This window comes from Burkholderia sp. AW33-5, from assembly GCF_053427615.1.
Map to the genome: position 1 here is coordinate 58,089 of NZ_JBSAXA010000008.1, position 21,360 is coordinate 79,448.

Sequence of the window (21,360 nt, forward strand, 5' to 3'; positions counted from 1 at the left end):
CAGATTTTCTGAACGCGATGAAAAAGCTCGATCTCGATGTGCTGGCAATGGTGGTGGCGGTGACGGAATCCGGCTCGTTCGCGCAGGGCGCGCAAACGGTGCACCGGTCGCCGTCGGCGGTGAGCATGCAGATCAAGGCGCTGGAGGATGCGCTCGGCAAGCCGCTGTTCATTCGCGACACGCGCAACGTCACGGCCACCGACGACGGCCGCATGCTCGCCGATTACGGCCGCCGGATGCTGGCGATGCGCGACGAGGCGTGGGCGTCGGTCGTGCGCCCGGAGATCCGCGGGCGCGTGACGATCGGCGTGCCGGACGATTACATCTCGTCGCTGCTGCCGCAGGTGCTCGGCAAGTTCGCCGCGATGCATCCGCGCGTCGAAGTGCGCGTGATCGGCCAGCCGAGCAGCGCGCTCGTGCCGATGCTGAAGGACAACACCGTCGACCTTGCCTGTCTCACGCGCATCAAGGGCGTGACCGGCGAACTGGTGCGGCGCGAGCCGATCGTGTGGACGGGCTCGGCAAAACGGAACGTGTGGGAAGAGCGGCCGCTGCCGGTCGCGTTCTTCACGCACGGCGGCAGCATGGCGCGCGATCACGCGATCAAGGCGCTGAACCGGCAGAAGATTCCGTTCCGGATGTCGTACGAGAGCCCGAGCTTCCTCGGCTTGCTCAGCATGGTCGAGGCCGGTCTCGCGGTCGCGCCGCTCGCGCGCTGCAGCATCCCCGCTCATCTGGTTCAACTGTCGCCGAACGAAGGGCTACCGCCGCTCGACGCGCTCGACGTCGTGCTGGCGCGCAGCGCGCAGTCGGCGCGCCCGCCGTGCGATTACCTCGCCGAACAGATTCTCAATGAATGGCGCGCGTGATCGCGCTGTCCGTCTGCCCGCGCGTCAGCACGATTTCAGCAGCCATTCCCGAAACGCCACCAGCGACGGCAGCGTGTCGTTTTCCGGCGGATACACGAGGTAGTAGCTGCGCTGGCTGGTGATCGCGTCGCCGATCGACACCAGTTCGTTGCGGCTCAGCTCGTCCTCCACCAGCACCTTCGGCACGAGGCCGATCCCCATCCCGGCCCGCACGGCCTGGATCAGGTGCGACGTGAGCTCGAAACTGGGGCCGATCCGCATCTCGCGATGATCGAGCCCGAAATGCGAGAACCATTCGGCCCACGCGTGCTGATTGCTCGTCACGCCCAGCAGCGTCTGCCCCACCGCCCACGCCGGCGCACGCGGGCCGGCCTTGCGGCGCCCGGCCGCCGCATCGGGGCTCGCGATCGCGATCAGGAACTCGTTGTACAGCCGGTGCGCGTGCAAGCCCGGCCAGTCGCCCGCGCCGACGGTGATGGCCGCGTCGAGGTCGTCAGTGTGGAAGTCGATGCCGCCGATCCGCGAATGCAGGTGCACGGTCACGCCCGGATGCGCGGCGTAGAAATCGTGCAGATGCGGCAGCAGCCATTTGGAGCCGAAGGTCGGCAAGGTCGCGAGCCGAAGCGTGCCGGCGCCGGCCTGATGCGACATCGCCTGCAGCGTCGCACCGCGGATGCGCCCGAGCGCGCCGCTCAGCTCGACGAAGTAGCGCCGTCCGACTTCCGTCAGTTTCACCGAGCGGCCCTCACGCCGGAACAGCGGCACACCAAGCTGATCCTCGAGCGTCTGGACCTGCCGGCTGATCGCGCTCTGGCTCAGCGACAGCTCGTCGGCCGCGCGCGTGTAGCTTTCGTGGCGCGCGGCGGCCTCGAACACGAGCAGCAACGACATGGACGGGGTCAGGCGGCGGTAATTCATGAGTTTTATGCAAGTTTTGCCGGGGGAGAATTCGTTTGTTTCTCGCGATGATTCGCAAGATACTGGATTTCCGCGTTGCGGGGAATCTTGCTCAAAACTCATGTTTCCGAGCGAAGCCACGCGCCGCTCCGTCCACACTGCGCTTTCATCCCATGTCGATCGCTTCGTTGCCCCGTCCCGTCAGCCCGTCCGAGGGCCGTTATCGCGACTTTCTCGCCGCCCTCCAGGCAGCCGGATTCGCCGGTGAAATCCGCGCGGACCATGCGAACCGGACCGTGCAGGCGACCGACAACTCGATCTACCAGCGCCTGCCTCAGGCGGTGATCTGTCCCGCGCATGCGGACGACGTGCGGCTGCTCGCGCGCCTGCTCGCCGAGCCCGCGCACCGCGACGTCGCCGTGGCGGCGCGCGGTGGCGGTACGGGCACCAACGGGCAGTCGCTGACCGACGGCATGGTCGTGGATCTGTCGCGCAACATGAACCGGATCCTGGAAATCAACGCCGGCGAGCGCTGGGTGCGCGTGCAGGCGGGCGTCGTCAAGGACCAGCTCAACGCCGCGCTGAAGCCGCACGGCCTCTTTTTCGCGCCCGAACTGTCGACGTCGAACCGCGCGACGGTCGGCGGAATGATCAATACCGATGCGAGCGGGCAGGGCAGTTGCACGTACGGCAAGACGCGCGACCACGTGCTGGCGCTCGACTTCGTGCTGATGGGCGGCGAGCAGCTGCACAGCGACGCGCTCGCCGATGACGAACTGGAACGCCGCTGCACGAGGCAGGACCGCGTCGGCAAGGTGTATCGCACCGCGCGCCGTATCAGCGACGAAAAGGCCGCGCTGATCGACGCGAAGTTTCCGAAGCTCAATCGCTGCCTGACCGGCTACGATCTCGCGCACCTGCGCGAACCGGACGGCCGCTTCAACCTGAACAGCGTGCTGTGCGGCGCCGAAGGCTCGCTCGGTTTCGTCGTCGAGGCGAAGCTGAACGTGTTGCCGATCCCGAAGTATTCGGTGCTCGTCAACGTGCGCTACGCCGGTTTCATGGACGCGTTGCGCGATGCGCGTGCGCTGCTCGAACTCAAGCCGCTGTCGATCGAGACGGTCGACTCGAAGGTGCTGATGCTCGCGATGAAGGATTTCGTGTGGAGCAGCGTGGCCGAGTATTTTCCGCAGGACGATGCGCGTCCGACGCTCGGCATCAACCTGATCGAATTCAGCGGCGACGATGCCGACGACGTCGATGCGCGCGTGCGCGCGTTCGTCGAGCATTTGCGCACCGACACGAGTGTCGAGCGGCTGGGCCACACGCTCGCGACCGGCGACGATGCGGTGAAACGCGTGTACGCGATGCGCAAGCGCGCGGTCGGCCTGCTCGGCAACGTGCAGGGCGAGGCGCGCCCGCAGCCGTTCGTAGAGGACACCGCGGTGCCGCCCGAGAATCTCGCCGCGTACATCGCCGAATTCCGCGCGCTGCTCGACGGCCACGGGCTGCAGTACGGGATGTTCGGCCACGTCGACGCGGGCGTGCTGCACGTGCGCCCGGCGCTCGACATGAAGGACCCGAAGCAGGCCGCGCTGGTGCGGCCGGTGTCGGACGCGGTGGCCGAACTCACGCAGCGCCATGGTGGCCTGTTATGGGGCGAACACGGCAAGGGCGTGCGCTCCGAATATGCGCCGGCGTTCTTCGGCGAGCTGTATCCGTCGCTGCAGCAACTGAAGGCCGCGTTCGATCCGCACAACCAGTTCAACCCGGGCAAGATCGCGACGCCGCCGGACAACACGCTGCGGCTGCTGAAGATCGACGAAGTGCCGACGCGCGGCGACCACGACCGGCAGATCGACGAGCGCGTGTGGCAGAGCTACGGCACGGCGATGCACTGCAACGGCAACGGCGCGTGCTACAACTTCGATCCGGACGACGCGATGTGCCCGTCGTGGAAGGCGACGCGCGAACGCGTGCAGTCGCCGAAGGGGCGCGCGTCGCTGATGCGCGAATGGTTGCGTCTGCAAGGACAGGCCGGCATCGACGTCGTCGCGGCGGCGCGCGCGCGACAGCCGTTTCTGCGCGGCCTCGTTGCGCGCTGGCGCAACAGCCGCGCCGCGCGCGACGGCGAAGCCGACTTCTCGCACGAGGTGTACGACGCGATGGCCGGCTGCCTCGCGTGCAAGTCGTGTGCGGGGCAGTGCCCGGTCAAGGTCAACGTGCCCGAGTTCCGCTCGCGTTTTCTCGAGCTGTATCACCAGCGCTACCAGCGGCCGCTGCGCGACTATTTGATCGGCTCGCTCGAATTCACGATGCCGTGGATGGCGCGCGTGCCCGCGCTGTACAACGGCCTGATGCGTGCCGGCTGGGTGCGCACGCTGCTCGAGCGGCACGTCGGCATGGTCGACAGCCCGCTCCTGAGCCGCTTCGACCTCGCGGCCGTGATCCGGCAGTGGAACGTGCGGCCGGCCGATCCGCGGGCGCTCGCCGCGCTGGACGATGCGCAGCGCGCGCGCGGCGTCGTGATCGTTCAGGACACCTTCACGCGCTATTTCGACACCGAGCAACTGGCGACGCTGATCGAGCTGGCCGCGCGCGTCGGCTTCCAGGTGTGGCTCGCACCGCTCGCGCCGAACGGCAAGGCGCTGCACGTGCAGGGCTTCCTCCGCGCGTTCGAGCAGGCGGCGATTCGCAACGCGACGCAACTGGCCGCGCTCGCGCGCTCGGGTGTCGCGCTCGTCGGCCTCGATCCGGCGATGACGCTCACGTATCGGCAGGAATACCTGAAGGTGACGGGGCTCGCCGACGTGCCGAAGGTCGCGCTGCCGCAGGAGTGGCTGCTGCACGCGCTGCCGGAAGTCGCGGCGGGCGCGGGTTCGGGCGGCGTATCGGCGGCGTATCGGCTGCTGCCGCATTGCACCGAGAAGACCAACGCACCGGACAGCGGCAAGCAGTGGGCGCAGGTGTTCGCGCGTCGCGGGCTGCGCCTGGCGGTTCAGGCGGCCGGGTGCTGCGGGATGTCGGGGACCTACGGGCACGAGGCGCGCAACCTGCAGACGTCGCGGGCGATCTATGCGCAATCGTGGGCCGCGCATGTCGATGCGCCGGAAGAGGCGGGCGAAGCGCTGGCGACCGGGTATTCGTGCCGCAGCCAGGTGAAGCGCATGTCCGCGCGGCAGCTGCGTCATCCGCTGCAGGCGCTGCTCGATCACGTGCGTGCGGCGGGGTGACGGGCGGTGGTGAGTGTGATGCGGCAGCGCACGCGCCGGATCGAGCGGCACGTGCAATGCCGCGACTGACGCCCTGCCTGGCTCAGGCGCCGGCTTTCGCGGTCTTCCGCGCGCGCGGCTTGCGCGCTGCCGGAAACGCGCCGACGCCGCGCGGCCGTTTCGGCTCGATGCCCGTTTTACCGATGACGTGCCGGAAATCGATCTCGTGCGCGGCGAGCGCGCCGATCAGGGTCGCGATGACCGCGAGGTGGGAAGGGACGGTGCCCTTGCTCGAATAGTTCGTGATGGAACTTTCGTTCATACGGATCAGGCGGGCGAATTCCCGAGCCGTCAACTGCGCTTTCTTCAACTCCTGTTGAAATTCCGCATACGCCATTGCACACATGTCGCTTCATCTCCGCAAAACTTGAATCGGCTCCGCGCGGCGCCGGCGCCGACGGATGGCGTTCCCGTCGTGCCGGCGTCGCGGGGCGTTACATCTTCACCTGGTCGAGGAAGGTCTTCTTGCCGCTCTTGTAGCCGTAGATCGAGATGATCCCGTGCGTCAGGTCGCCCTTCGCGTCGAACGTCGTCGTGCCGATCACGCCTTCATATTTCGTCGACGGCATCGCCGCGAGGATCTTCGCCGGGTCGGTCGAGTTCGCGCGCTTCATCGCGTCGACCGCGATGTAGACCGCGTCGTACGCGAACGGCGCATCGAACTTGATGCCCTGGTTGAAGCGCTTCTGGTACTTGGCGAGGAACGCCGCGCCGCCCGGCATCTTCTCGAGCGCCGCGCCGGCCTGCGAGCACAGCACGTTGTCGGCCGCCGGGCCGGCCAGCTCGGCCAGCGAGTCGGTGCACACGCCGTCGCCGGACAGGATCTTCGCGCGCAGGCCGAGCTGCTTCGCCTGCTTCGCGAGCGGGCCGCCGGTGGCGTCCATGCCGCCGTACATGATCGCGTCCGGGTTCTCGCCCTTGACCTTCGTCAGAATCGCGCGGAAGTCGACGGCCTTGTCGTTGGTCGCATCGTGCGACAGCACCTTCAGGCCGAGCGCCTTCGCCTTCTTTTCGAATTCGTTCGCGAGGCCCTGGCCGTACGCGGTCGAATCGTCGATCACCGCCACGCTCTTCACGCCCTTCGACTGCGCGTAGCTCGCGAGTGCCGGACCTTGCTGCGCGTCGGTCGCGACCACGCGATACGTCGTCTTGAAGCCCTGCTGCGTGTAGGTGGGGTTCGTGGCCGACGGCGAGATCTGCACGATGCCCGCGTCGCTGTAGATCTTCGACGCGGGAATCGACGTGCCCGAGTTCAGGTGGCCGATGACGGCGACGACCTTGTCGTCGACGAGCTTCTGCGCGACCTGCGTGGCCTGGCGCGGGTCGGCCGCGTCATCCTGCGCGTCGAGCTGCAACGTGATCTTCTTGCCGCCGATCGTCAGGCCCTTCGCATTGATTTCCTCGACCGCGAGGCGCGCGCCGTTCTCGTTGTCCTTGCCGAGGTGCGAGATGCCGCCCGTCGTCGGTTCGACGCTGCCGATCTTCACGACCTGGTCGGCCATCGCGCCCGATGCGGCCGCGAATGCGGCGGCGGCCAGTGCGACGGTCATCAGGGGTTTGCAGCGCATGCCGACAATGCTTCGTTCCATCTGCCATCTCCGTTGATTGATATTTCTATTGCCGCCCGGTCGGCCGCGCGCCCTCGTGAGGCGATCGGCGAGCCGGACGCGTCTCCGTGACCCATGACGGGTTCGGCTCGCATGTCGCCGGGCCGTCGAGACCGGCGATTTCGTCTGACGACATGCAACTGGTATGAATATATCCGAACCCGTTTGCGCCCGCTTGCGCGAATTGCCCGGCCTTGCGCAAATGTGATGCGCTTGCGCGGCTTTTCGCGCAGATGTGGCTGTTTTGTACCGTCGAATGCTCCGATTATTCGACCGGACCGCCACCGATGACCATGGACAGTGCCATGCAATCAATCGAGAACTGTTCGGTCGGTTTGTCTGCACACTTTCATCGTGACGCCGCAGCAAAGCCGCCATCCGATTGATGCAACTAACGGTCATGTTCGCCCGCGTCGATGAATTGGCGCGCGGCGTCGAACTGCATGTGTGTCCAGTTTTGCAGCCGACGGGGCCCGGCTTGGCGGAACCGCGCCCCCGTCGTTCTTCGAGCAAGTCTTGCCGTCCGACGAAACCGCGCGCCTATGTCCGTCCGCGCAAGGCCACGAGTATCACGCCGGCAATTGCGAGCAGGCCACCGCACACCGTCTCGATGCCGGGGCGCTCGCCCGTCAGCGCCATCGACAATGCCGTCGCGACCGCCGGCGTCAGATAGAGGAAATTGGCGGCGCGCGCCGCGCCGAAGTGGCCAAGCGCGAAGGTCCACGTCGCGTAGCCCAGCGCGGCGGGAAAGACGCCGAGCACCAGGACGGCAAGCACCGTGTCGCGCGAAGCCCCGCCGCCGAGCGACACGAGCGCGCCGGGCAACCATGGCGCGAGCAGCACCGCACCCGCCAGCAGCGTATAGGCGGCGCAGGGCAGCGCGCCGTACACGGGAATCAGCCGCCGCTGCAACACGAAATAGCTGGCCGAACACAGTGCCGCGCCGAGAATCAGCGTGCTCCCGGAGCCGAGGACGAGACCGCCCGGCTGTCCGTGCGCGATCACCGCGATGCCGGCCAGGCTGACCAGCGAGCCGAGCCATCCCCAGCGATTGAAGCGTTCGCGCAGAAACAGCGCGGCCAGCACCGCCGTGAAGATCGGCAGCGTGTTCACGATGAAGCTCGCGGCGCCGGCCGACACGGTCTGCTCGCCGGTATTGAGCAGCGCGTTGTAGAGCGCGATGCCGAGCAAGCCGCAGACGAGAAAGCGCAACGCGTCGCCCGTGGCCGGCAGTCGAGGCCGCCGCCACGCGAGCCATGCGATCACGAGCACGGCCGCGGTCGCGAAGCGTGCGGCCGCGAGCTGTAGCGGGGCCAGCCCGTGCAGGCCGATGCGGATGAACGGGAAGGCGGAGGCCCACGAGACGATCGTGAACGCCACCGCGCCGGCCGCGACGAGCGGCAGTCGCGCGCCGCGCGACGAGGAGGAAGAAAGCGTGTTCATGCGGCAATGGTGCGGCGTGGTCAGATGTTAAGCTAGCGCACAGATCAACATGCGGGTATGAATATGGCTCACAGCTCGGTGCGCATGCGGCGGCGTGTGGCGGACGCGCTGCCGGCCCTCGCGTCGGCACCCGGCCCGCGTCCGCCGCTGGCCAGTCTGGAGACCGTCTGCACGGTGGCGCGCCAGGGTTCGTTTCTGGCGGCCGCCGATGCCTCCGGCGTCACGCATGGCGCGATCAGCCGGCGCGTGGCGGCCGTCGAGAACTGGCTGGGCATGGCATTGTTCGAACGTCATGCGCGCGGCGTGCGGCTGACGCCGGACGGCCAGCGCTTCGTCGGCCGGATCGAACAGGCGTTCGCGATCATCGACGGCGCGGCCGATCAGTGGCGCTTGCCGCGCACGCCGAGACTGGTCAGGATGAGCGTGGTGCCGGCGTTCGCGCAGCTCTGGCTGCTCGAGCGCCAGCATGCGCTCGAGAGCGAGGCGCCCGCGTTGCGCATCGAGCTCGGCATCGAGCTTCGCAACGTGGATATCGCCGCCGGCGAAGCGGATCTGTCGATCCGTTACGGGCGCGGCAACTGGCGTCGGCTCGAGACGCGCGAGTTCATGCCGGAGACGCTTTATCCGGTCGCGCATCCGCGGCTCGCCGCGCAACTGGCCGCGCTGCGCCGTCGAAACGGCGACGCCGCGCTGCTCGAGATGCCGCTGTTGCACGACTCCGATGTGACGGGCTGGCGTACCTGGTTCGACGCGCTCGGCATTCCGTTCAAGCCGCGCGCGCAGGATCGCCGCTTCGAGGACTACAACCTGGTGCTCGCGGCGGCCGAAGCCGGGCTCGGCGTGGCCCTGGCGCGGATGCCGCTCGCCGATGCGTATCTCAAGCGCAGCGCGCTCGTGCGCGTGAGCCGGCATGAGGTCGAGTCGCTGCTGAGGTATCACTTCGTGCATGCGAAGGGCGAGAATCGTCCGGAAGTGCTCGCGCTGATGGAGCGGATGCGGGCGGCGCTGGGGTAGGCGACGGCAGCGTCGGGACCGGCGACACGACGTGCGTCGATGCCACCGGTGCTCGACCGCGGCCATGGGATCGTCGACAATGCGACCGCGGAAAACCGCGAGATCCGAAGATGAACGAGAATCGACAGTTTTTGCAGACGTGCGGATGCAGAGGGAGAGAGTGAGTAATGAATAGACCAGACAAGTCGTCGAAAGCGCGTGCGGCGCTCGACCAGCTGTTTTCGGGCATGGCGCCCGCGGACGCGCAGCAGCGCGCGTCGCGTCCGGGCAATCCGTTCGAAGCGGCAGGCGACCCCGCCGGCGCCGACGGCCGCGTCGAAGTCACGTTGTCGACGAGAATCCAGTTGCGCGGCTATCCGGGCGCGGATGCGTTCATGAAGCGCATGGCCGAAGCCTGGGGCCTCGCGTGGGGCCCGTACGACGCCGTGCGGGCGACGGCGACGCTGCCGGCCGGCTGGCGCTCGCGCCGGCTTCCGGAAGTCACGCAGATCGTCGATGAACGCGACGTGCTGCGCGCGGAAAGCAGCCTGCAGGGCGGCGAGATGTCGTATCTGAAAGTGCATCCGCGCTATTACATCGATGCGCGCAAGGGGTTCGGCTGGCGCAAGTCGTCGAAGGCGTCCGACGATCCGGATCTCGACGGCCCCGACTGGAACTGCTACGTGATGGATCGGGAAAAGTCCGTCGAAGTGCACGAGATGACGACGTCGTCGTCGAAGGCCGATCTGGACAACGCGCGTGCGACGTTGCTGAAATGGCTCGACGAGCACTACCCGAAGCATCGCGATCCGTTCGCGTACTGGACGGATTGCGAACGCCCGTTGTAAGGCGCGCACGGCGCGCCGTCGCCGCGGAGGGCAATTGAAGCAGACCGGTGCGGTCCCGATTCTCTGGGCAGCGTTCGGCGCGGCGTTCGGCTCGACCGTCGTCGAGTTGCTGCTCTGGCCGATCGCCGGAGAAGACGCCTTTCACAACCTGCTTCGCGACGCGCGCCTGACGGCCGCCCTCGTGATGGGGCGATCCGTGCTCGTTGCGTCAGCGGGCTTCGATCCGACGATCATGGGCGTGGCGACGCTGGTGCATGCCGCGCTGTCGCTTGCCTATGCGGCCGTGCTGGCGAGAATGGTCCGCAACCTGTCGCCGGGCGTCGCGCTGCTTGCGGGCGGCGCATTCGGATGCCTTCTCTACGGCATCAACCTGCATGTGTTCACTGCGGTGTTCCCGTGGTTCGCCGCAGTGCGCGGCGCGATCACGCTGGTCGCCCATGTGGCGTTCGGTGTCGTTGCGGCGGGCGTCTACTGCATCGTCCGGCGCTCGCCGCGCGCATGATCGCCGATGGTCCCTGCGTCGCGCATTCGCATCCCGACCCCTGGAATAATCCGGCACGCTACATCGTCTAATGATCGGGTGACCCGATACGAAGCCGCGCGTCGTTCGTGATGCCAAGGATCGGGTGGTCGGGGCAATCATGCGGGAGCCGATCATGTGCAACTTGTTTCGGGTCGGGATGGGCGTCGTTTGTCTCGGCTGTTCCATGTGCGTGCTTGCGCAAACGTACGACGACACGCCGGATGAGGGCGCCCGTTGCCGTGCGGTCGTCGTGCAAGCGGAAATCGACGGCACGGAACAGCAGATCGTCGGGCGCGCGTGCCGGCAAAGCGACGGCACCTGGCAGATGATGCAAAGCCAGGACGGCACCATCGTGTGGTACCCGGACACCGCTTATCCGTACGCCGACCCGTGGTACTGGGGGCCGGCGGTGTTCGTCGGCACGGGTGTCAGTTTCGTCTTCATCGACCGTTTCCATCATCGTCATCACTTCGACCACTTCGGTCACGTTGGTCACTTCGGTCACTTCGGTCACTTCGGTCACTTCGACGGGGGCATGCGTGGCCGCGTCGGCGTTCCGATGGGCAGCGGCTTTCATCGTGGCCCGACCTTTGTCGGCGGGGAGCACGGGTTCGGCGGGATGCGCCGGCATTAGACCTGCGCACACGGCGCGGCGGCCGCACACCGCAATGTGCGTCCGCTGGGTCATCACGATGTGACGGGTGCCATCAGAATTTGTCGCGGATCCCGACGATCGCGAGTTCCTGCGTATCGGTGCCCGAGTTCACGCCATACGAGCCGACCGATGCCGCGGCCTTCACGATCGCGCCACTCGCGTTCAGCGTATTGCCGCTCGCCTTCTGGTAGCCGAACAGCTCACGCATCGCGTCGGCGTGATGCATTCCTGAGCACGAGCGCCATCAGCTGCCGGCGCGAATCGACGCCGAGCTTCGCGAACGCGCGCTTCGCGTAGGTATCTACGGTGGACGTCTTGAGGCCCATCGACTGTGCGATCGCCGCCGAGGTCATGCCCTGGATGAACGATGCACACACGCGCATCTCGCGCGCGGTCAGCCGTTCCTGCAGTTCCGGTAGCCATTGCGCGACGAGGTCGAGATCGAGTTCGTCGCGCGGCGCTTCGTCCGCGCAGGCCGCGCCGAGCAGCCGCTTATGCGCGGACGCCATCGGCAGCACGACCTGCGACAGCTGCTTCAGCAGGCTCAGCTCCTTCAGCGAAAACGGCGGCAGCCGCCGCGAACGCGCGACCGAAATCGAGTAGCGCGTGCCGCCCGTCACGCCCGCGATTACGCATTCGTCGTGAATGTCGCCCGCGTCGAAGAACAGGTGCCGCAGCTCGCTCGCGACCCGCTGCGACGACACCTGAAGCAGCTGCGTGTCGCTTTCGCTGTCGATGGCCGCATACGTGACGTCCTCGCTCGCGTAGCTACGGTAGTAATGACGCATCACCTGCGCGACGAGCTCGGGCTCGCGGCCGAAGCTGCCGATCCAGCCGACGCTGCGCCTGCCCGACGCCGCACCGCGTTCGTAGTCGAGATGCACGGCGTCGAAATCGACGTAGCGCACGAGCGTGTCGTACACGGCGCGCATGAACTGCGGGGTCCCGATCGCTTGTGCGATGTCGCCGAGCGTATCGGTCACGAATGCGACATGGCTCAGCGGGAGATCGGGGGCGGAAAGCGCAGCGCTCATGGCGTCGGGTGTCGAAGAAATCGGGTGGACTACAGGTATCACGAAAATTTTCGACTGCCTACGCGGGAATCTACCCAAACGGTCCCGAACGACGATGGCGTTTGTCCCGGTTTTCGGGACTGACGATACGAGCCGCGATCTCTACATTGCCCCTTGTGCTGAACACCGCCTGACGGCGTCGACGCCGGTCCGGATCCGGAGCGGGCGTCACGGCCGATATCCATCACAAGGAGAATCTCCATGCGTATCCGTTTCCGTTGTCGCGCGGCCTTGCGCGCCGCGCTTGCCACGTCGGTGGCGCTGGCCGCTACGGCCAGCCTGCCTGCCCGTGCGGGCGATGCCAACCTGAACGTGTACAACTGGTCGGAATACGTCGCGAAGGACACGGTGTCCGGCTTCGAGAAGCAGACGGGCATCAAGGTGCGCTACGACAGCTACGACAGCGACGACACGCTGCAGACCAAGCTGCTCGCGGGCAGCTCGGGCTACGACATCGTCGTGCCGACGTCGAACTATCTCGCCCAGCAAATCCAGGCCGGCGTGTACCAGAAGCTCGACAAATCGAAGCTGCCGAATCTTGCGAACCTCGACCCGGTGTTGATGAAGATGATCGCGAAGGCCGATCCGGGCAATCAGTACGGCGTACCGTGGGCGTGGGGCACGACGGGCATCGGCTACAACGTGGAGGCAGTGAAGAAGCGGCTCGGCGACGCCGCGCCCACCGACAGCTGGGCGCTGCTGTTCGATCCCGCGAACGCGGCGAAGCTGAAGGGGTGCGGCATTTCGTTGCTCGATGCGCCGGACGCCGCGTTCGCGGCCGCGCTGCAGTACATGGGAAGGGACCCGGAGAGCAAGAGCCCGGCGGACTATCAGGCCGCGTACGACGTGCTGAAGAAGATCCGTCCGTACGTGACGCAGTTCAGCTCGGCGGGCTACGCGGACGACCTCGCGAACAACGACGTGTGCGTCGTGCTCGGCTGGTCTGGCGACGTCAGCGTCGCACGGCGCCGCACGCTGGATGCGAAGCGTTCGTACGAGATCCGCTACGTGAATCCGAAGGAAGGCGGCCTCCTGTGGTTCGACGTGATGGCGATCCCGAAGGATGCGCCGCACCCCGAAGCCGCGCTGAAGTGGATCAACTATATCGAGGAGCCGAAGACCAACGCGGCGATCACGAACGAGATCTTCTATCCGAGTGCGAACAAGGCCGCGAAAGCGTTCGTGACGCCTGCGATCGCACAGGATTCGGGTGTCTACCTGTCGGACGCCGCAATCGCGAAGACGTCGCTCGCGATGCCGCGCAGCGCCGACATCGCTCGAATGCAGAACCGCCTGTGGCTGCAGTTGAAGTCGGGCGGTTGAGGGCGACGATCATGGACCATATCGTATCCGCCCGGCCGGCCGCAGCCGGTCATCGCAGCCAGCCCGCGCACGACGCCTTCGTGCGCATCGAAAACGTCGTGAAGAAGTTCGGCGACAGCACGGCCGTCGACAACGTCAACCTGACGATCGCGAAGAACGAATTGTTCGCACTGCTCGGCAGTTCGGGCTGCGGCAAGTCGACACTGTTGCGCATGCTCGCCGGGCTGGAAACGGCCACCTCCGGCAAGATCTTCGTCGACGGCGAGGACCTCGCGTCGCTGCCGCCGTACCGCCGGCCGGTGAACATGATGTTCCAGTCGTACGCGCTGTTTCCGCACATGTCGGTCGAGTCGAACGTCGCGTTCGGCCTGAAGCAGGAAGGCACGCCGAAGAACGAAATCAAGGAACGCGTGGCCGACGCGCTCGCGCTCGTGCAGATGAGCAAGTACGCGAAGCGCAAGCCGCATCAACTGTCGGGCGGCCAACAGCAGCGCGTCGCGCTCGCCCGCTCGCTGGTGAAGCGCCCGAAGCTGCTGCTGCTCGACGAGCCGATGTCCGCGCTCGACAAGAAGATCCGTCAGAAGACCCAGCTCGAACTCGTGAACATCATCGAGAGGGTCGACGTGACCTGCGTGATGGTCACGCACGACCAGGAAGAAGCGATGACGATGGCGAGCCGCCTCGCGGTAATGAGCGAAGGCAAGATCGTGCAGATCGGCACGCCGGGCGAAGTGTACGAATACCCGAACAGCCGCTTCTCGGCCGAGTTCATCGGCTCGACCAATCTGTTCGAAGGGCGCGTGGTCGAGGACGAACCCGATCACATCTTCGTCGAGAGCGACGACCTCGAGGCACGCATGTACGTGAGCCACGGCGTGACGGGCCCGCTCGGCATGCCGGTCGGCATCTCGGTGCGTCCGGAACGCGTGCACGTGTCGCGCGAAAAGCCCGGCTCGCATCACAACTGGGCGCGCGGCGTGGTGACCGACATCGCGTACATGGGTGCGTACTCGCTGTATCACGTGCGTCTGCCGAGCGGCAAGACGGTGGTGTCGAACCTGTCGAGCTCGCACCTGATGCACGACAGCGCGCCGGCGTGGAACGACGACGTGTTCGTGTCGTGGTCGCCGGCCAGCGGCGTCGTGCTGACGCAGTGAGGGCGACATGACGAAACCCACCGTTGATGCTGCGTCCGCGCTGTCGCGCTTCGTGCCGTCGGGTCGCAACCTGGCGATCGGCGTGCCGTTCCTGTGGCTCGCGATCTTCTTCGCGTTGCCGTTCGCGCTGGTGCTGAAGATCAGCTTTGCGGACCAGATGCTCGGCATTCCGCCGTACACCGCGCTCGCGCGACTGGAAGCGGGCACGGTACAGGTCGCGCTGTCGCTGAAGCATTACGCGCTGCTGCTGCAGGACGACCTGTACCTGAACACCTACGTCAGTTCGCTGAAGATGGCCGCCGCGTCGACGCTGATGTGTCTGCTCGCCGGTTATCCGATCGCGTACTGCATCGCCCGCGCGGCGCCGGCACGCCGCAACCTGCTGATGATGGCCGTGATGCTGCCGTTCTGGACGTCGTTCCTGATTCGCGTCTATGCGTGGGTTGGGATCATGAAGGACGACGGCCTGCTGAATCGTGCGCTGACGGCGCTCGGCGTGATCGCGGCGCCGCTGCGGCTCTATCACACCGACGCGGGCGTCTACATCGGGATGGTCTATTCGTACCTGCCGTTCATGGTGATGCCGCTCTACGCGCATCTCGTGAAGCTGGACCTCACGTTGCTCGAGGCCGCGCACGATCTCGGCGCGACGCCGTGGTCCGCGTTCTGGCGCATCACGCTGCCGCTGTCGAGAAACGGGATCGTCGCGGGCAGTCTGCTGGTGTTCATTCCTGCCGTCGGCGAATACGTGATTCCCGAACTGCTCGGCGGCGCGAACACGCTGATGCTCGGCCGCGTGATGTGGGACGAGTTCTTCAACAACATGGACTGGCCGATGGCGTCCGCGGTGACGGTGACGATGGTGGCGCTGCTGCTCGTGCCGATGGCGTTGCTCCATTACAGCCAGACCGAAGCGGAGGGGCGCTCATGACCCGCGCGAACCGCCTGTTCTCTGCCTGTGTGCTGGGCGCGGGCTTCCTGTTCCTGTACGTGCCTATCGCGAGCGTCGTCGTCTATTCGTTCAACGCGTCGAAGCTGGTGACGGTGTGGTCCGGTTTCTCGTTGCGCTGGTACGGTGCGCTGCTGCACGACGGCGAATTGCTGACGGCCGCGTGGCTGTCGCTGAAGATCGCGTTGCTGACGGCGACCGCGTCGGTCGCGATCGGCACCTGGGCCGGCTTCGTGCTGGCCCGCATGGGGCGCTTTCGCGGCTTCACGCTCTATGCGGCGATGATCAACGCGCCGCTGGTGATTCCCGAAGTGATCCAGGGCATCTCGCTCCTGCTGCTGTTCGTCGCGATGCAGCAGACCTTCGGCTGGCCCGCCGGACGCGGCTGGCTGACGATCTGGATCGGCCACGTGATGCTGTGTCTGTCGTTCGTCGCGGTGATCGTGCAGTCGCGTGTGAAGGAACTCGACCGCTCGATCGAGGAAGCCGCGCTCGATCTCGGCGCCCGGCCGCTGAAAGTGTTCTTCGTGATCACGCTGCCGCTGATCGCGCAGGCGCTGGTATCGGGATGGCTGCTCGCGTTCACCGTGTCGATCGACGACGTCATTCTTTCCGCCTTCCTGTCGGGCCCCGGTTCGACGACGCTGCCGCTCGTCGTGTTCTCGCGCGTGCGGCTCGGACTCAATCCGGAGATGAATGCGCTCGCAACGGTGTTCATCACGATGGTGACGATCGGCGTCGTCGTCGTGAACCGCTCGATGCTGGCCCGCGAGCGACGACAGGCTCGCGAGGCCCGTGCATGGCACGCGGCCGCCGCGCCGGATGCGCTCGCCCCACCGCCCGCGTTGCCGCCCGCTCGCCCGTCGGCCGCGCACGCGCGGCACGACCCCGCACCGCATCCCGTGAAGTGAAGAACGACAAGGAGACGTCGAATGAAAAAGAAGGTGCTTTGCGCGTTGATCGCCGGTGCGTTGCCGGGGCTGGCCGCCGCGAGTTCGAGTGCCGACCAGATCAGGGCGCTGCAACAGCAGATCGCCGTGCTGCAGCGGCAGATGAGTGCGCTGCAATCGCGACTGGCTGCGAAACCGGCGGCTGCCCCGGTGTCGTCGACAGCGGTGGCGAGCGTGCCCGCCGCCGATCCGTCGGTGCCCGGCTATGGGCAGGCGCCGGCGGTGCTGACCAACGACGACGTGACCGAAATCCGGCAGCAGGTCGCGAACCAGCAACTGAAGGTCGACTCGCTGACCGACGCCGCGCGCACCGGCCCGATCGCCGGGCTGTCGGTGACCGGATATCTCGATCCGACTTACGTGTACAACCGCGGCGCCGGCACCTCGTCGTTCCAGTTCGCGAACCATGAGAACGCGTACACGTATTACAACAGCACGTTCGGCGACGTGTTCCTCGACATCAAGAAGACGTTCGGCGTCGGGCCGACCGCACCGTCCGCCGAGATCACGCTGATGCCGAACCGCGGCGCCGGCCTGTCGATGATGACGGGCAGCGGCGCGAGCGGTCTCGACATCGTGAACACGGCCGTCGTCACGGTGCCGCTGTCGGGCACGACCGCGTTCGTCGGCGGGCTGGTGCTCGGCTTCGGCGGCTACGAGTACCAGCAGTCGAACCAGATGCTCACGCTCACGCACAACCTGCTGTACGACTTCTCCGATCCGGGTTCGTCGATCGGCGCGGGCATCAACTACCTGAGCCCGAGCGGCCAGTGGGCGTGGAAGTTCTTCGTCGGCAACGAGCAGTTCCGCAGCGCCGGCGCGGTCACGCAGACCGGCGTGAATGCGCTCGGCGACCCGATCACGACGAGCAACAAGGTACCGACCTTCACCGCGCGCGTGGACTACATGCGCGGCAGCGCGCTCGACATCGGCGGCTCGATCAACATCGGTCGCCAGACGCTGCCGAGTGCGATCGACCCGGCCACCGGCACCGTGCACTACGGCGTGGGCGGCAATGCGCCGAGCGCATACGGCGCGTTCTTCTTTGCGGAAGCCGATGCGACCTACACGCTCGCCGATGCGCAGTACAACGCCGAGCTCGATTACGGCCAGCAACAACACGGCGCGTTCAACGGCGGGCTCGCGCAGTGGTTCGGGTTGTCGCTGCTCGCGCATCGCAAGTTCAACGTGCCGGTGGTCGGCCGCATGGGTGCGACGTTGCGCTACGACCTGCTCGTCAACCGCAGGAACGGCGGCGGCGGATCGTCGATCGGCCTGAACGGCAACGGCATGGATCCGTACAACGGCTTCGGCATCGACGCGGACTGCCTCGCGATGTCGAAGGCGAACGGCGGCGTCGGCTTCGAATGCAAGGGCGCGACGCGGCAGGCGGCCGCATTCGACCTGCTGTTCTATCCGACTCAGCAAGTGACGGTCAAGGTCGAGTATCGGCACGACTGGGCGAGCAACAAGGTATTCCTGCGTCACGACGGGTCGTACGCGAAGTCGAACGACCTGCTCGCGACTCAACTCATCTACGCGTTCTGACGCGACGCTGTTCGCGAATGTCACTCATGCTCAAGTTCGAAAATCAGCAACATGTTCAGTCGTACTACGCAGACACGGCCAACGACCGGACCCGCCATCCGTCGCTCGACGGTGCCGTATCCGCCGACGTATGCGTGATCGGCGGCGGACTCACCGGCCTGTCCGCGGCGCTCGATCTCGCCGAGCGCGGTCATTCGGTCGTGCTCGTCGAGGCGTCGCGAATCGGCTGGGGCGCCAGCGGCCGCAACGGCGGCCAGCTGATCGCCGGCTACTCGTGCGACATCGATACGTTCTCGGCTCATCTGCCGGAAGACGACGTGCGGAAGATCTGGGCGATGGGGCTCGAATCGGTCGATATCGTCCGGCGGCGTGTCGAGCGGCACGGCATCGATTGCGACCTGACCTTCGGTTATCTGACGGCGGCGAACAAGCAGCGCCACGTCGACGCGCTGCGCAAATGGCGCGACGCCGCGGCGAGCCGCTTCGGCTACCGCGGCTACGACATCGTCGAGCGCGCCGACATGCCGCGCTTCGTCGCATCGGATCGTTACGCCGGCGGCCTGCGTCACGAAGGCAGCGGCCACCTGCATCCGCTGAACTACACGCTCGGCCTCGCGCGCGTGGCGCGCGCGGCCGGCGTGACGATCCACGAGGACACGCCCGCGCTCGCGCTCGAGCGCGCCGCGCCGCACCACCGCGTCAGGTGCGCGCGCGGGCATGTGGATGCCCGCTACGTCGTGCTGGCCGGCAATGCGTACCTGGGGCGGCTCGCGCCGAGCCTGGCGCGCAAGATCATCCCGGTGGCGACTTACCTGATCGCGACGGAGCCGCTTGGCGAAGCACGCGCGGCCGAGACGATGCCTGCCGACGCGGCGATCAGCGACTGCAATTCGGCGCTCGACTATTTCCGGCTGACGCGCGATCGGCGTCTGCTGTGGGGCGGCAAGGCGAGCAGCTCGACGCGCGCTCCGCGCGATCTCGCGACGGCGATGCGGCGCGACATGCTGAAGACGTTCCCGCAGCTCGCCGACGTGCGGATCGACTACGCGTGGGGCGGCCTGATCGACGCGACGATGAACCGCGCGCCGCATTTCGGGCGGCTCGAGCCCACGGTGTATTTCGCGCAGGGCTTCTCCGGGCACGGCGTGAACGTGACCGGCCTCGCCGGGAGGCTGATTGCCGAAGCGATCGACGCGCAGGCCGCGCGCTTCGACCTGTTCGGCCGGATTCGCCATCGCGACTTTCCGGGCGGCCGCGTGTTGCGCACGCCGATGCTGGCGCTCGCGATGGCGTGGCATCGGACGATGGACCTGCTTTGACCCGTGGAGCGCGGCTCGCGCGGCCGCGCGGCCACGAATCGTTTCGAACCATTCACTCATGCGCTGGAGGCATTCATGACCCACGTTACCCGTCTCGTCGACCTGATGCAGGCGCCGGCCCGGCTCACCCAAAGCCGCGTGCCGGCCGGTCTGCTGCTCGACGGCAATCCGATGCAGACGCTGTCGCATCACTACATCAGCCGGTGCGGGCAGTTCAGTTGCGGGATCTGGGAATGCACGCCCGGACGCTGGACGATCGACTACGACGAGTCGGAGTACTGCGAGATGCTGAGCGGCGTCGCGATCGTGCGCGATGCCGACGGCGGCGAACGCGTGCTGCGTGCCGGCGACCGCTTCGTGATCCCACCGGGCTTTCGCGGCACCTGGGAGGTCGTCGAGACGTGCCGGAAGATCTACGCGTCGCATGCGCCGCAGGCGGAGCCCTCGTGTGCGTAACGCGAGGCCGAATCCATTCGATCCAGTCATCAACGAGGAGCATCCCATGACCCAGGAATTGTGGCGTCTGAGCGCGGCCGAGATGGCCGCGCACGTCGCGCGGCGCGACGTGTCGTCGACGGAACTCGTGCACAGCTGCCTGCGGCGGCTCGAGCAGGTGAACCCCGTCATCAACGCGATCGTCGACGTGCTGGCCGACAGCGCGTTGCAGGCGGCGTCCGATGCCGATGCCGTGATCGCGCGTGGCACGCCCGTCGGTCCGCTGCACGGCGTGCCGGTGACGGTAAAGATCAACGTCGACACGGCCGGCCGCGCGACGACGAACGGCGTGCGCGCGTTTGCAGGCCTGGTCGCGCACGACGACAGCCCGGTGACCGCCAACCTGCGCAACGCAGGCGCGATCGTGATCGGGCGCAGCAATGCGCCGGCGTTTTCGTACCGGTGGTTCACCGACAACGACCTGCACGGCCGCACGTCGAATCCGTGGAATCCGTCACTGACGCCCGGCGGCTCCAGCGGCGGCGCGGCCGCGGCGGTCGCTGCCGGCATCGGCGCGATCGCACACGGCAACGACCTTGGCGGCTCGATCCGCTACCCGGCCTACGCGTGCGGCGTCGCGGGGCTGCGGCCGAGCACCGGCCGCGTGCCTGCCTACAACCCGACGCAATCGAAGGACCGCACGCTCGCCGTGCAGCTCGCGTCCGTGCAGGGGCCGCTGGCGCGCACGGTCGGCGACCTGCGCCTCGCGCTCGATGCGATGGCGGCGGGCGACGCGCGAGACGCATGGTGGATGCCGGTCGCGCCGGCCGGCCACGACGCGGCGTTTCCCGCACGCGTCGCCGTGTGTCCCACGCTGCCGGGCGTACCGTCCGACCCGATCGTCGTCGATGCGGTTCGGCAAGCCGCGCGGTGGCTGGAGGAGGCCGGCTGCATCGTCGAGGAAGCGGAGCCGCCGCGGTTCGCCGAGGCGTGCGCGCTGTGGCTGGACCTCGTGACCAACGAAGCACGCAGCGGGCTCGGCGACGTGATCATGCAGCACGGCGACGCGGCGATCCGGACCGCGTTCGCGAGCCAGCGCAACCTCGCGTCGCCGCTCGACCTCGCCGGCTACATGAATGGTCTGGCGCGGCGGACCGCGCTGTTGCGCGACTGGCAGCAGTTCTTCGCACGTTACCCGCTGCTGCTGATGCCGGTGTCGTGCGCGCAGCCGTTCGCGATCGATGCGGACCAGCACGGTGACGAGGCGGTGCGCCACATCGTCGACATGCAGGGGCCGCTGCTGGCAACCGCGCTGCTCGGGCTGCCCGGGCTGTCGGTGCCGACCGGCGTGCGTGGCGGCGTGCCGACGGGCGTGCAGGTCGTCGCGGGCCGCTTCCAGGAGGCACTGTGCCTCGCCGCCGGCGAAGCGATCGAGGCGCGCGCCGGTACGTTCACGCCGATCGATCCGGTGACTGGATCGTGATGGTCGACCTCTGACG

Annotated in this window: 19 protein-coding genes and 1 pseudogene; 14 read left to right on the forward strand and 6 right to left on the reverse strand. The window is 67.1% G+C overall.

Going from position 1 to position 21,360, the window contains the following annotated elements:
• Nucleotides 1-17: 17 nt before the first annotated feature.
• On the forward strand, nt 18-869 hold the full coding sequence (locus ACV22V_RS15410) for a LysR substrate-binding domain-containing protein (RefSeq protein WP_059691006.1): 852 nt from the start codon (nt 18-20) through the stop codon (nt 867-869).
• 24 nt (nt 870-893) lie between these two features.
• On the opposite strand, the gene ACV22V_RS15415 is transcribed toward ACV22V_RS15410, so the two are convergent.
• Nucleotides 894-1,787 (reverse strand): LysR substrate-binding domain-containing protein, encoded by an 894-nt coding sequence (locus ACV22V_RS15415; protein ID WP_059530738.1) that lies wholly within the window; start codon nt 1,785-1,787, stop codon nt 894-896.
• 152 nt (nt 1,788-1,939) lie between these two features.
• Between ACV22V_RS15415 and ydiJ the strand changes: the two genes are divergently transcribed.
• Nucleotides 1,940-4,999: a D-2-hydroxyglutarate dehydrogenase YdiJ gene (gene ydiJ, locus ACV22V_RS15420; RefSeq protein WP_448014482.1), complete on the forward strand. Its 3,060-nt coding sequence runs from the start codon at nt 1,940-1,942 to the stop codon at nt 4,997-4,999.
• 82 nt (nt 5,000-5,081) lie between these two features.
• Here ydiJ and ACV22V_RS15425 read toward each other — a convergent pair whose 3' ends face one another.
• From ACV22V_RS15425 to ACV22V_RS15435, 3 genes are all read right to left on the reverse strand, one after another.
• Nucleotides 5,082-5,384 carry a hypothetical protein gene (locus tag ACV22V_RS15425; protein ID WP_059820767.1) on the reverse strand — a complete coding sequence of 101 codons (303 nt, stop codon included), beginning with the start codon at nt 5,382-5,384 and terminating at the stop codon, nt 5,082-5,084.
• A gap of 88 nt (nt 5,385-5,472) precedes the next feature.
• Nucleotides 5,473-6,627: a branched-chain amino acid ABC transporter substrate-binding protein gene (locus tag ACV22V_RS15430; protein WP_059536583.1), complete on the reverse strand. Its 1,155-nt coding sequence runs from the start codon at nt 6,625-6,627 to the stop codon at nt 5,473-5,475.
• 558 nt (nt 6,628-7,185) lie between these two features.
• On the reverse strand, nt 7,186-8,088 hold the full coding sequence (locus ACV22V_RS15435) for a DMT family transporter (protein WP_448014484.1): 903 nt from the start codon (nt 8,086-8,088) through the stop codon (nt 7,186-7,188).
• A gap of 57 nt (nt 8,089-8,145) precedes the next feature.
• Here ACV22V_RS15435 and ACV22V_RS15440 point away from each other — a divergent pair, with 57 nt between their 5' ends.
• The 4 genes from ACV22V_RS15440 (at nt 8,146) to ACV22V_RS15455 (ending at nt 11,086) form a co-directional block, all read left to right on the forward strand.
• Entirely contained in the window at nt 8,146-9,102 is a 957-nt protein-coding gene (locus ACV22V_RS15440) for a LysR substrate-binding domain-containing protein (RefSeq protein WP_223964304.1), read from the forward strand.
• A gap of 167 nt (nt 9,103-9,269) precedes the next feature.
• Entirely contained in the window at nt 9,270-9,929 is a 660-nt protein-coding gene (locus ACV22V_RS15445) for a hypothetical protein (RefSeq protein WP_059530720.1), read from the forward strand.
• Nucleotides 9,930-9,963: 34 nt separating this feature from the next.
• Nucleotides 9,964-10,431 carry a sodium:proline symporter gene (locus tag ACV22V_RS15450; RefSeq protein WP_448014486.1) on the forward strand — a complete coding sequence of 156 codons (468 nt, stop codon included), beginning with the start codon at nt 9,964-9,966 and terminating at the stop codon, nt 10,429-10,431.
• A 154-nt stretch (nt 10,432-10,585) separates the two neighbouring features.
• A complete protein-coding gene (locus ACV22V_RS15455) occupies nt 10,586-11,086 on the forward strand; it encodes a hypothetical protein (RefSeq protein WP_448014645.1) in 501 nt (166 codons plus the stop codon).
• Nucleotides 11,087-11,159: 73 nt separating this feature from the next.
• On the opposite strand, the pseudogene ACV22V_RS15460 reads toward ACV22V_RS15455, so the two are convergent.
• Together ACV22V_RS15460 and ACV22V_RS15465 are read right to left on the reverse strand one after the other, a co-directional pair.
• Nucleotides 11,160-11,306, reverse strand: a pseudogene (locus ACV22V_RS15460) (porin); the annotation flags it as partial.
• A 1-nt stretch (nt 11,307) separates the two neighbouring features.
• A complete protein-coding gene (locus ACV22V_RS15465) occupies nt 11,308-12,141 on the reverse strand; it encodes a helix-turn-helix transcriptional regulator (protein ID WP_448014487.1) in 834 nt (277 codons plus the stop codon).
• Nucleotides 12,142-12,381: 240 nt separating this feature from the next.
• On the opposite strand from ACV22V_RS15465, the gene ACV22V_RS15470 reads away from it, so the two are divergent.
• The 8 genes from ACV22V_RS15470 (at nt 12,382) to ACV22V_RS15505 (ending at nt 21,344) form a co-directional block, all read left to right on the forward strand.
• On the forward strand, nt 12,382-13,503 hold the full coding sequence (locus ACV22V_RS15470; protein WP_448014489.1) for a polyamine ABC transporter substrate-binding protein: 1,122 nt from the start codon (nt 12,382-12,384) through the stop codon (nt 13,501-13,503).
• Nucleotides 13,504-13,514: 11 nt separating this feature from the next.
• The gene (locus ACV22V_RS15475; RefSeq protein WP_448014491.1) at nt 13,515-14,660 is read left to right on the forward strand and encodes an ABC transporter ATP-binding protein; all 1,146 of its coding nucleotides are present in this window, start codon (nt 13,515-13,517) and stop codon (nt 14,658-14,660) included.
• 7 nt (nt 14,661-14,667) lie between these two features.
• Nucleotides 14,668-15,591 (forward strand): ABC transporter permease subunit, encoded by a 924-nt coding sequence (locus ACV22V_RS15480; protein ID WP_059693689.1) that lies wholly within the window; start codon nt 14,668-14,670, stop codon nt 15,589-15,591.
• A complete protein-coding gene (locus ACV22V_RS15485; protein WP_059526024.1) occupies nt 15,588-16,520 on the forward strand; it encodes an ABC transporter permease subunit in 933 nt (310 codons plus the stop codon). The genes ACV22V_RS15480 and ACV22V_RS15485 overlap by 4 nt, the downstream gene beginning before the upstream one ends.
• 21 nt (nt 16,521-16,541) lie before the next feature.
• Nucleotides 16,542-18,107, forward strand: a complete 1,566-nt coding sequence (locus tag ACV22V_RS15490) for a DUF3138 family protein (RefSeq protein WP_448014492.1) — start codon at nt 16,542-16,544, stop codon at nt 18,105-18,107.
• Between the two features lie 26 nt (nt 18,108-18,133).
• Nucleotides 18,134-19,426, forward strand: a complete 1,293-nt coding sequence (locus ACV22V_RS15495; RefSeq protein ID WP_448014494.1) for an NAD(P)/FAD-dependent oxidoreductase — start codon at nt 18,134-18,136, stop codon at nt 19,424-19,426.
• Nucleotides 19,427-19,501: 75 nt separating this feature from the next.
• Complete coding sequence (locus ACV22V_RS15500; RefSeq protein ID WP_448014495.1) at nt 19,502-19,882, forward strand: cupin domain-containing protein; 381 nt, start codon at nt 19,502-19,504, stop codon at nt 19,880-19,882.
• Between the two features lie 46 nt (nt 19,883-19,928).
• The gene (locus ACV22V_RS15505; RefSeq protein WP_448014497.1) at nt 19,929-21,344 is read left to right on the forward strand and encodes an amidase family protein; all 1,416 of its coding nucleotides are present in this window, start codon (nt 19,929-19,931) and stop codon (nt 21,342-21,344) included.
• Nucleotides 21,345-21,360 lie beyond the last annotated feature (16 nt).

Coding starts and splice junctions, on each gene's coding strand:
- ACV22V_RS15410 (WP_059691006.1), top strand. CDS start 18: ATGAAAAAGCTCGATCTCGATGTGCTGGCAATGGTGGTGGCGGTGACG.
- ACV22V_RS15465 (WP_448014487.1), bottom strand. CDS start 12,141: ATGAGCGCTGCGCTTTCCGCCCCCGATCTCCCGCTGAGCCATGTCGCA.
- ACV22V_RS15455 (WP_448014645.1), top strand. CDS start 10,586: ATGTGCAACTTGTTTCGGGTCGGGATGGGCGTCGTTTGTCTCGGCTGT.
- ydiJ (WP_448014482.1), top strand. CDS start 1,940: ATGTCGATCGCTTCGTTGCCCCGTCCCGTCAGCCCGTCCGAGGGCCGT.
- ACV22V_RS15505 (WP_448014497.1), top strand. CDS start 19,929: ATGACCCAGGAATTGTGGCGTCTGAGCGCGGCCGAGATGGCCGCGCAC.
- ACV22V_RS15500 (WP_448014495.1), top strand. CDS start 19,502: ATGACCCACGTTACCCGTCTCGTCGACCTGATGCAGGCGCCGGCCCGG.
- ACV22V_RS15445 (WP_059530720.1), top strand. CDS start 9,270: ATGAATAGACCAGACAAGTCGTCGAAAGCGCGTGCGGCGCTCGACCAG.
- ACV22V_RS15475 (WP_448014491.1), top strand. CDS start 13,515: ATGGACCATATCGTATCCGCCCGGCCGGCCGCAGCCGGTCATCGCAGC.
- ACV22V_RS15485 (WP_059526024.1), top strand. CDS start 15,588: ATGACCCGCGCGAACCGCCTGTTCTCTGCCTGTGTGCTGGGCGCGGGC.
- ACV22V_RS15440 (WP_223964304.1), top strand. CDS start 8,146: ATGAATATGGCTCACAGCTCGGTGCGCATGCGGCGGCGTGTGGCGGAC.
- ACV22V_RS15495 (WP_448014494.1), top strand. CDS start 18,134: ATGCTCAAGTTCGAAAATCAGCAACATGTTCAGTCGTACTACGCAGAC.
- ACV22V_RS15490 (WP_448014492.1), top strand. CDS start 16,542: ATGAAAAAGAAGGTGCTTTGCGCGTTGATCGCCGGTGCGTTGCCGGGG.
- ACV22V_RS15470 (WP_448014489.1), top strand. CDS start 12,382: ATGCGTATCCGTTTCCGTTGTCGCGCGGCCTTGCGCGCCGCGCTTGCC.
- ACV22V_RS15425 (WP_059820767.1), bottom strand. CDS start 5,384: ATGTGTGCAATGGCGTATGCGGAATTTCAACAGGAGTTGAAGAAAGCG.
- ACV22V_RS15430 (WP_059536583.1), bottom strand. CDS start 6,627: ATGGAACGAAGCATTGTCGGCATGCGCTGCAAACCCCTGATGACCGTC.
- ACV22V_RS15435 (WP_448014484.1), bottom strand. CDS start 8,088: ATGAACACGCTTTCTTCCTCCTCGTCGCGCGGCGCGCGACTGCCGCTC.
- ACV22V_RS15480 (WP_059693689.1), top strand. CDS start 14,668: ATGACGAAACCCACCGTTGATGCTGCGTCCGCGCTGTCGCGCTTCGTG.
- ACV22V_RS15415 (WP_059530738.1), bottom strand. CDS start 1,787: ATGAATTACCGCCGCCTGACCCCGTCCATGTCGTTGCTGCTCGTGTTC.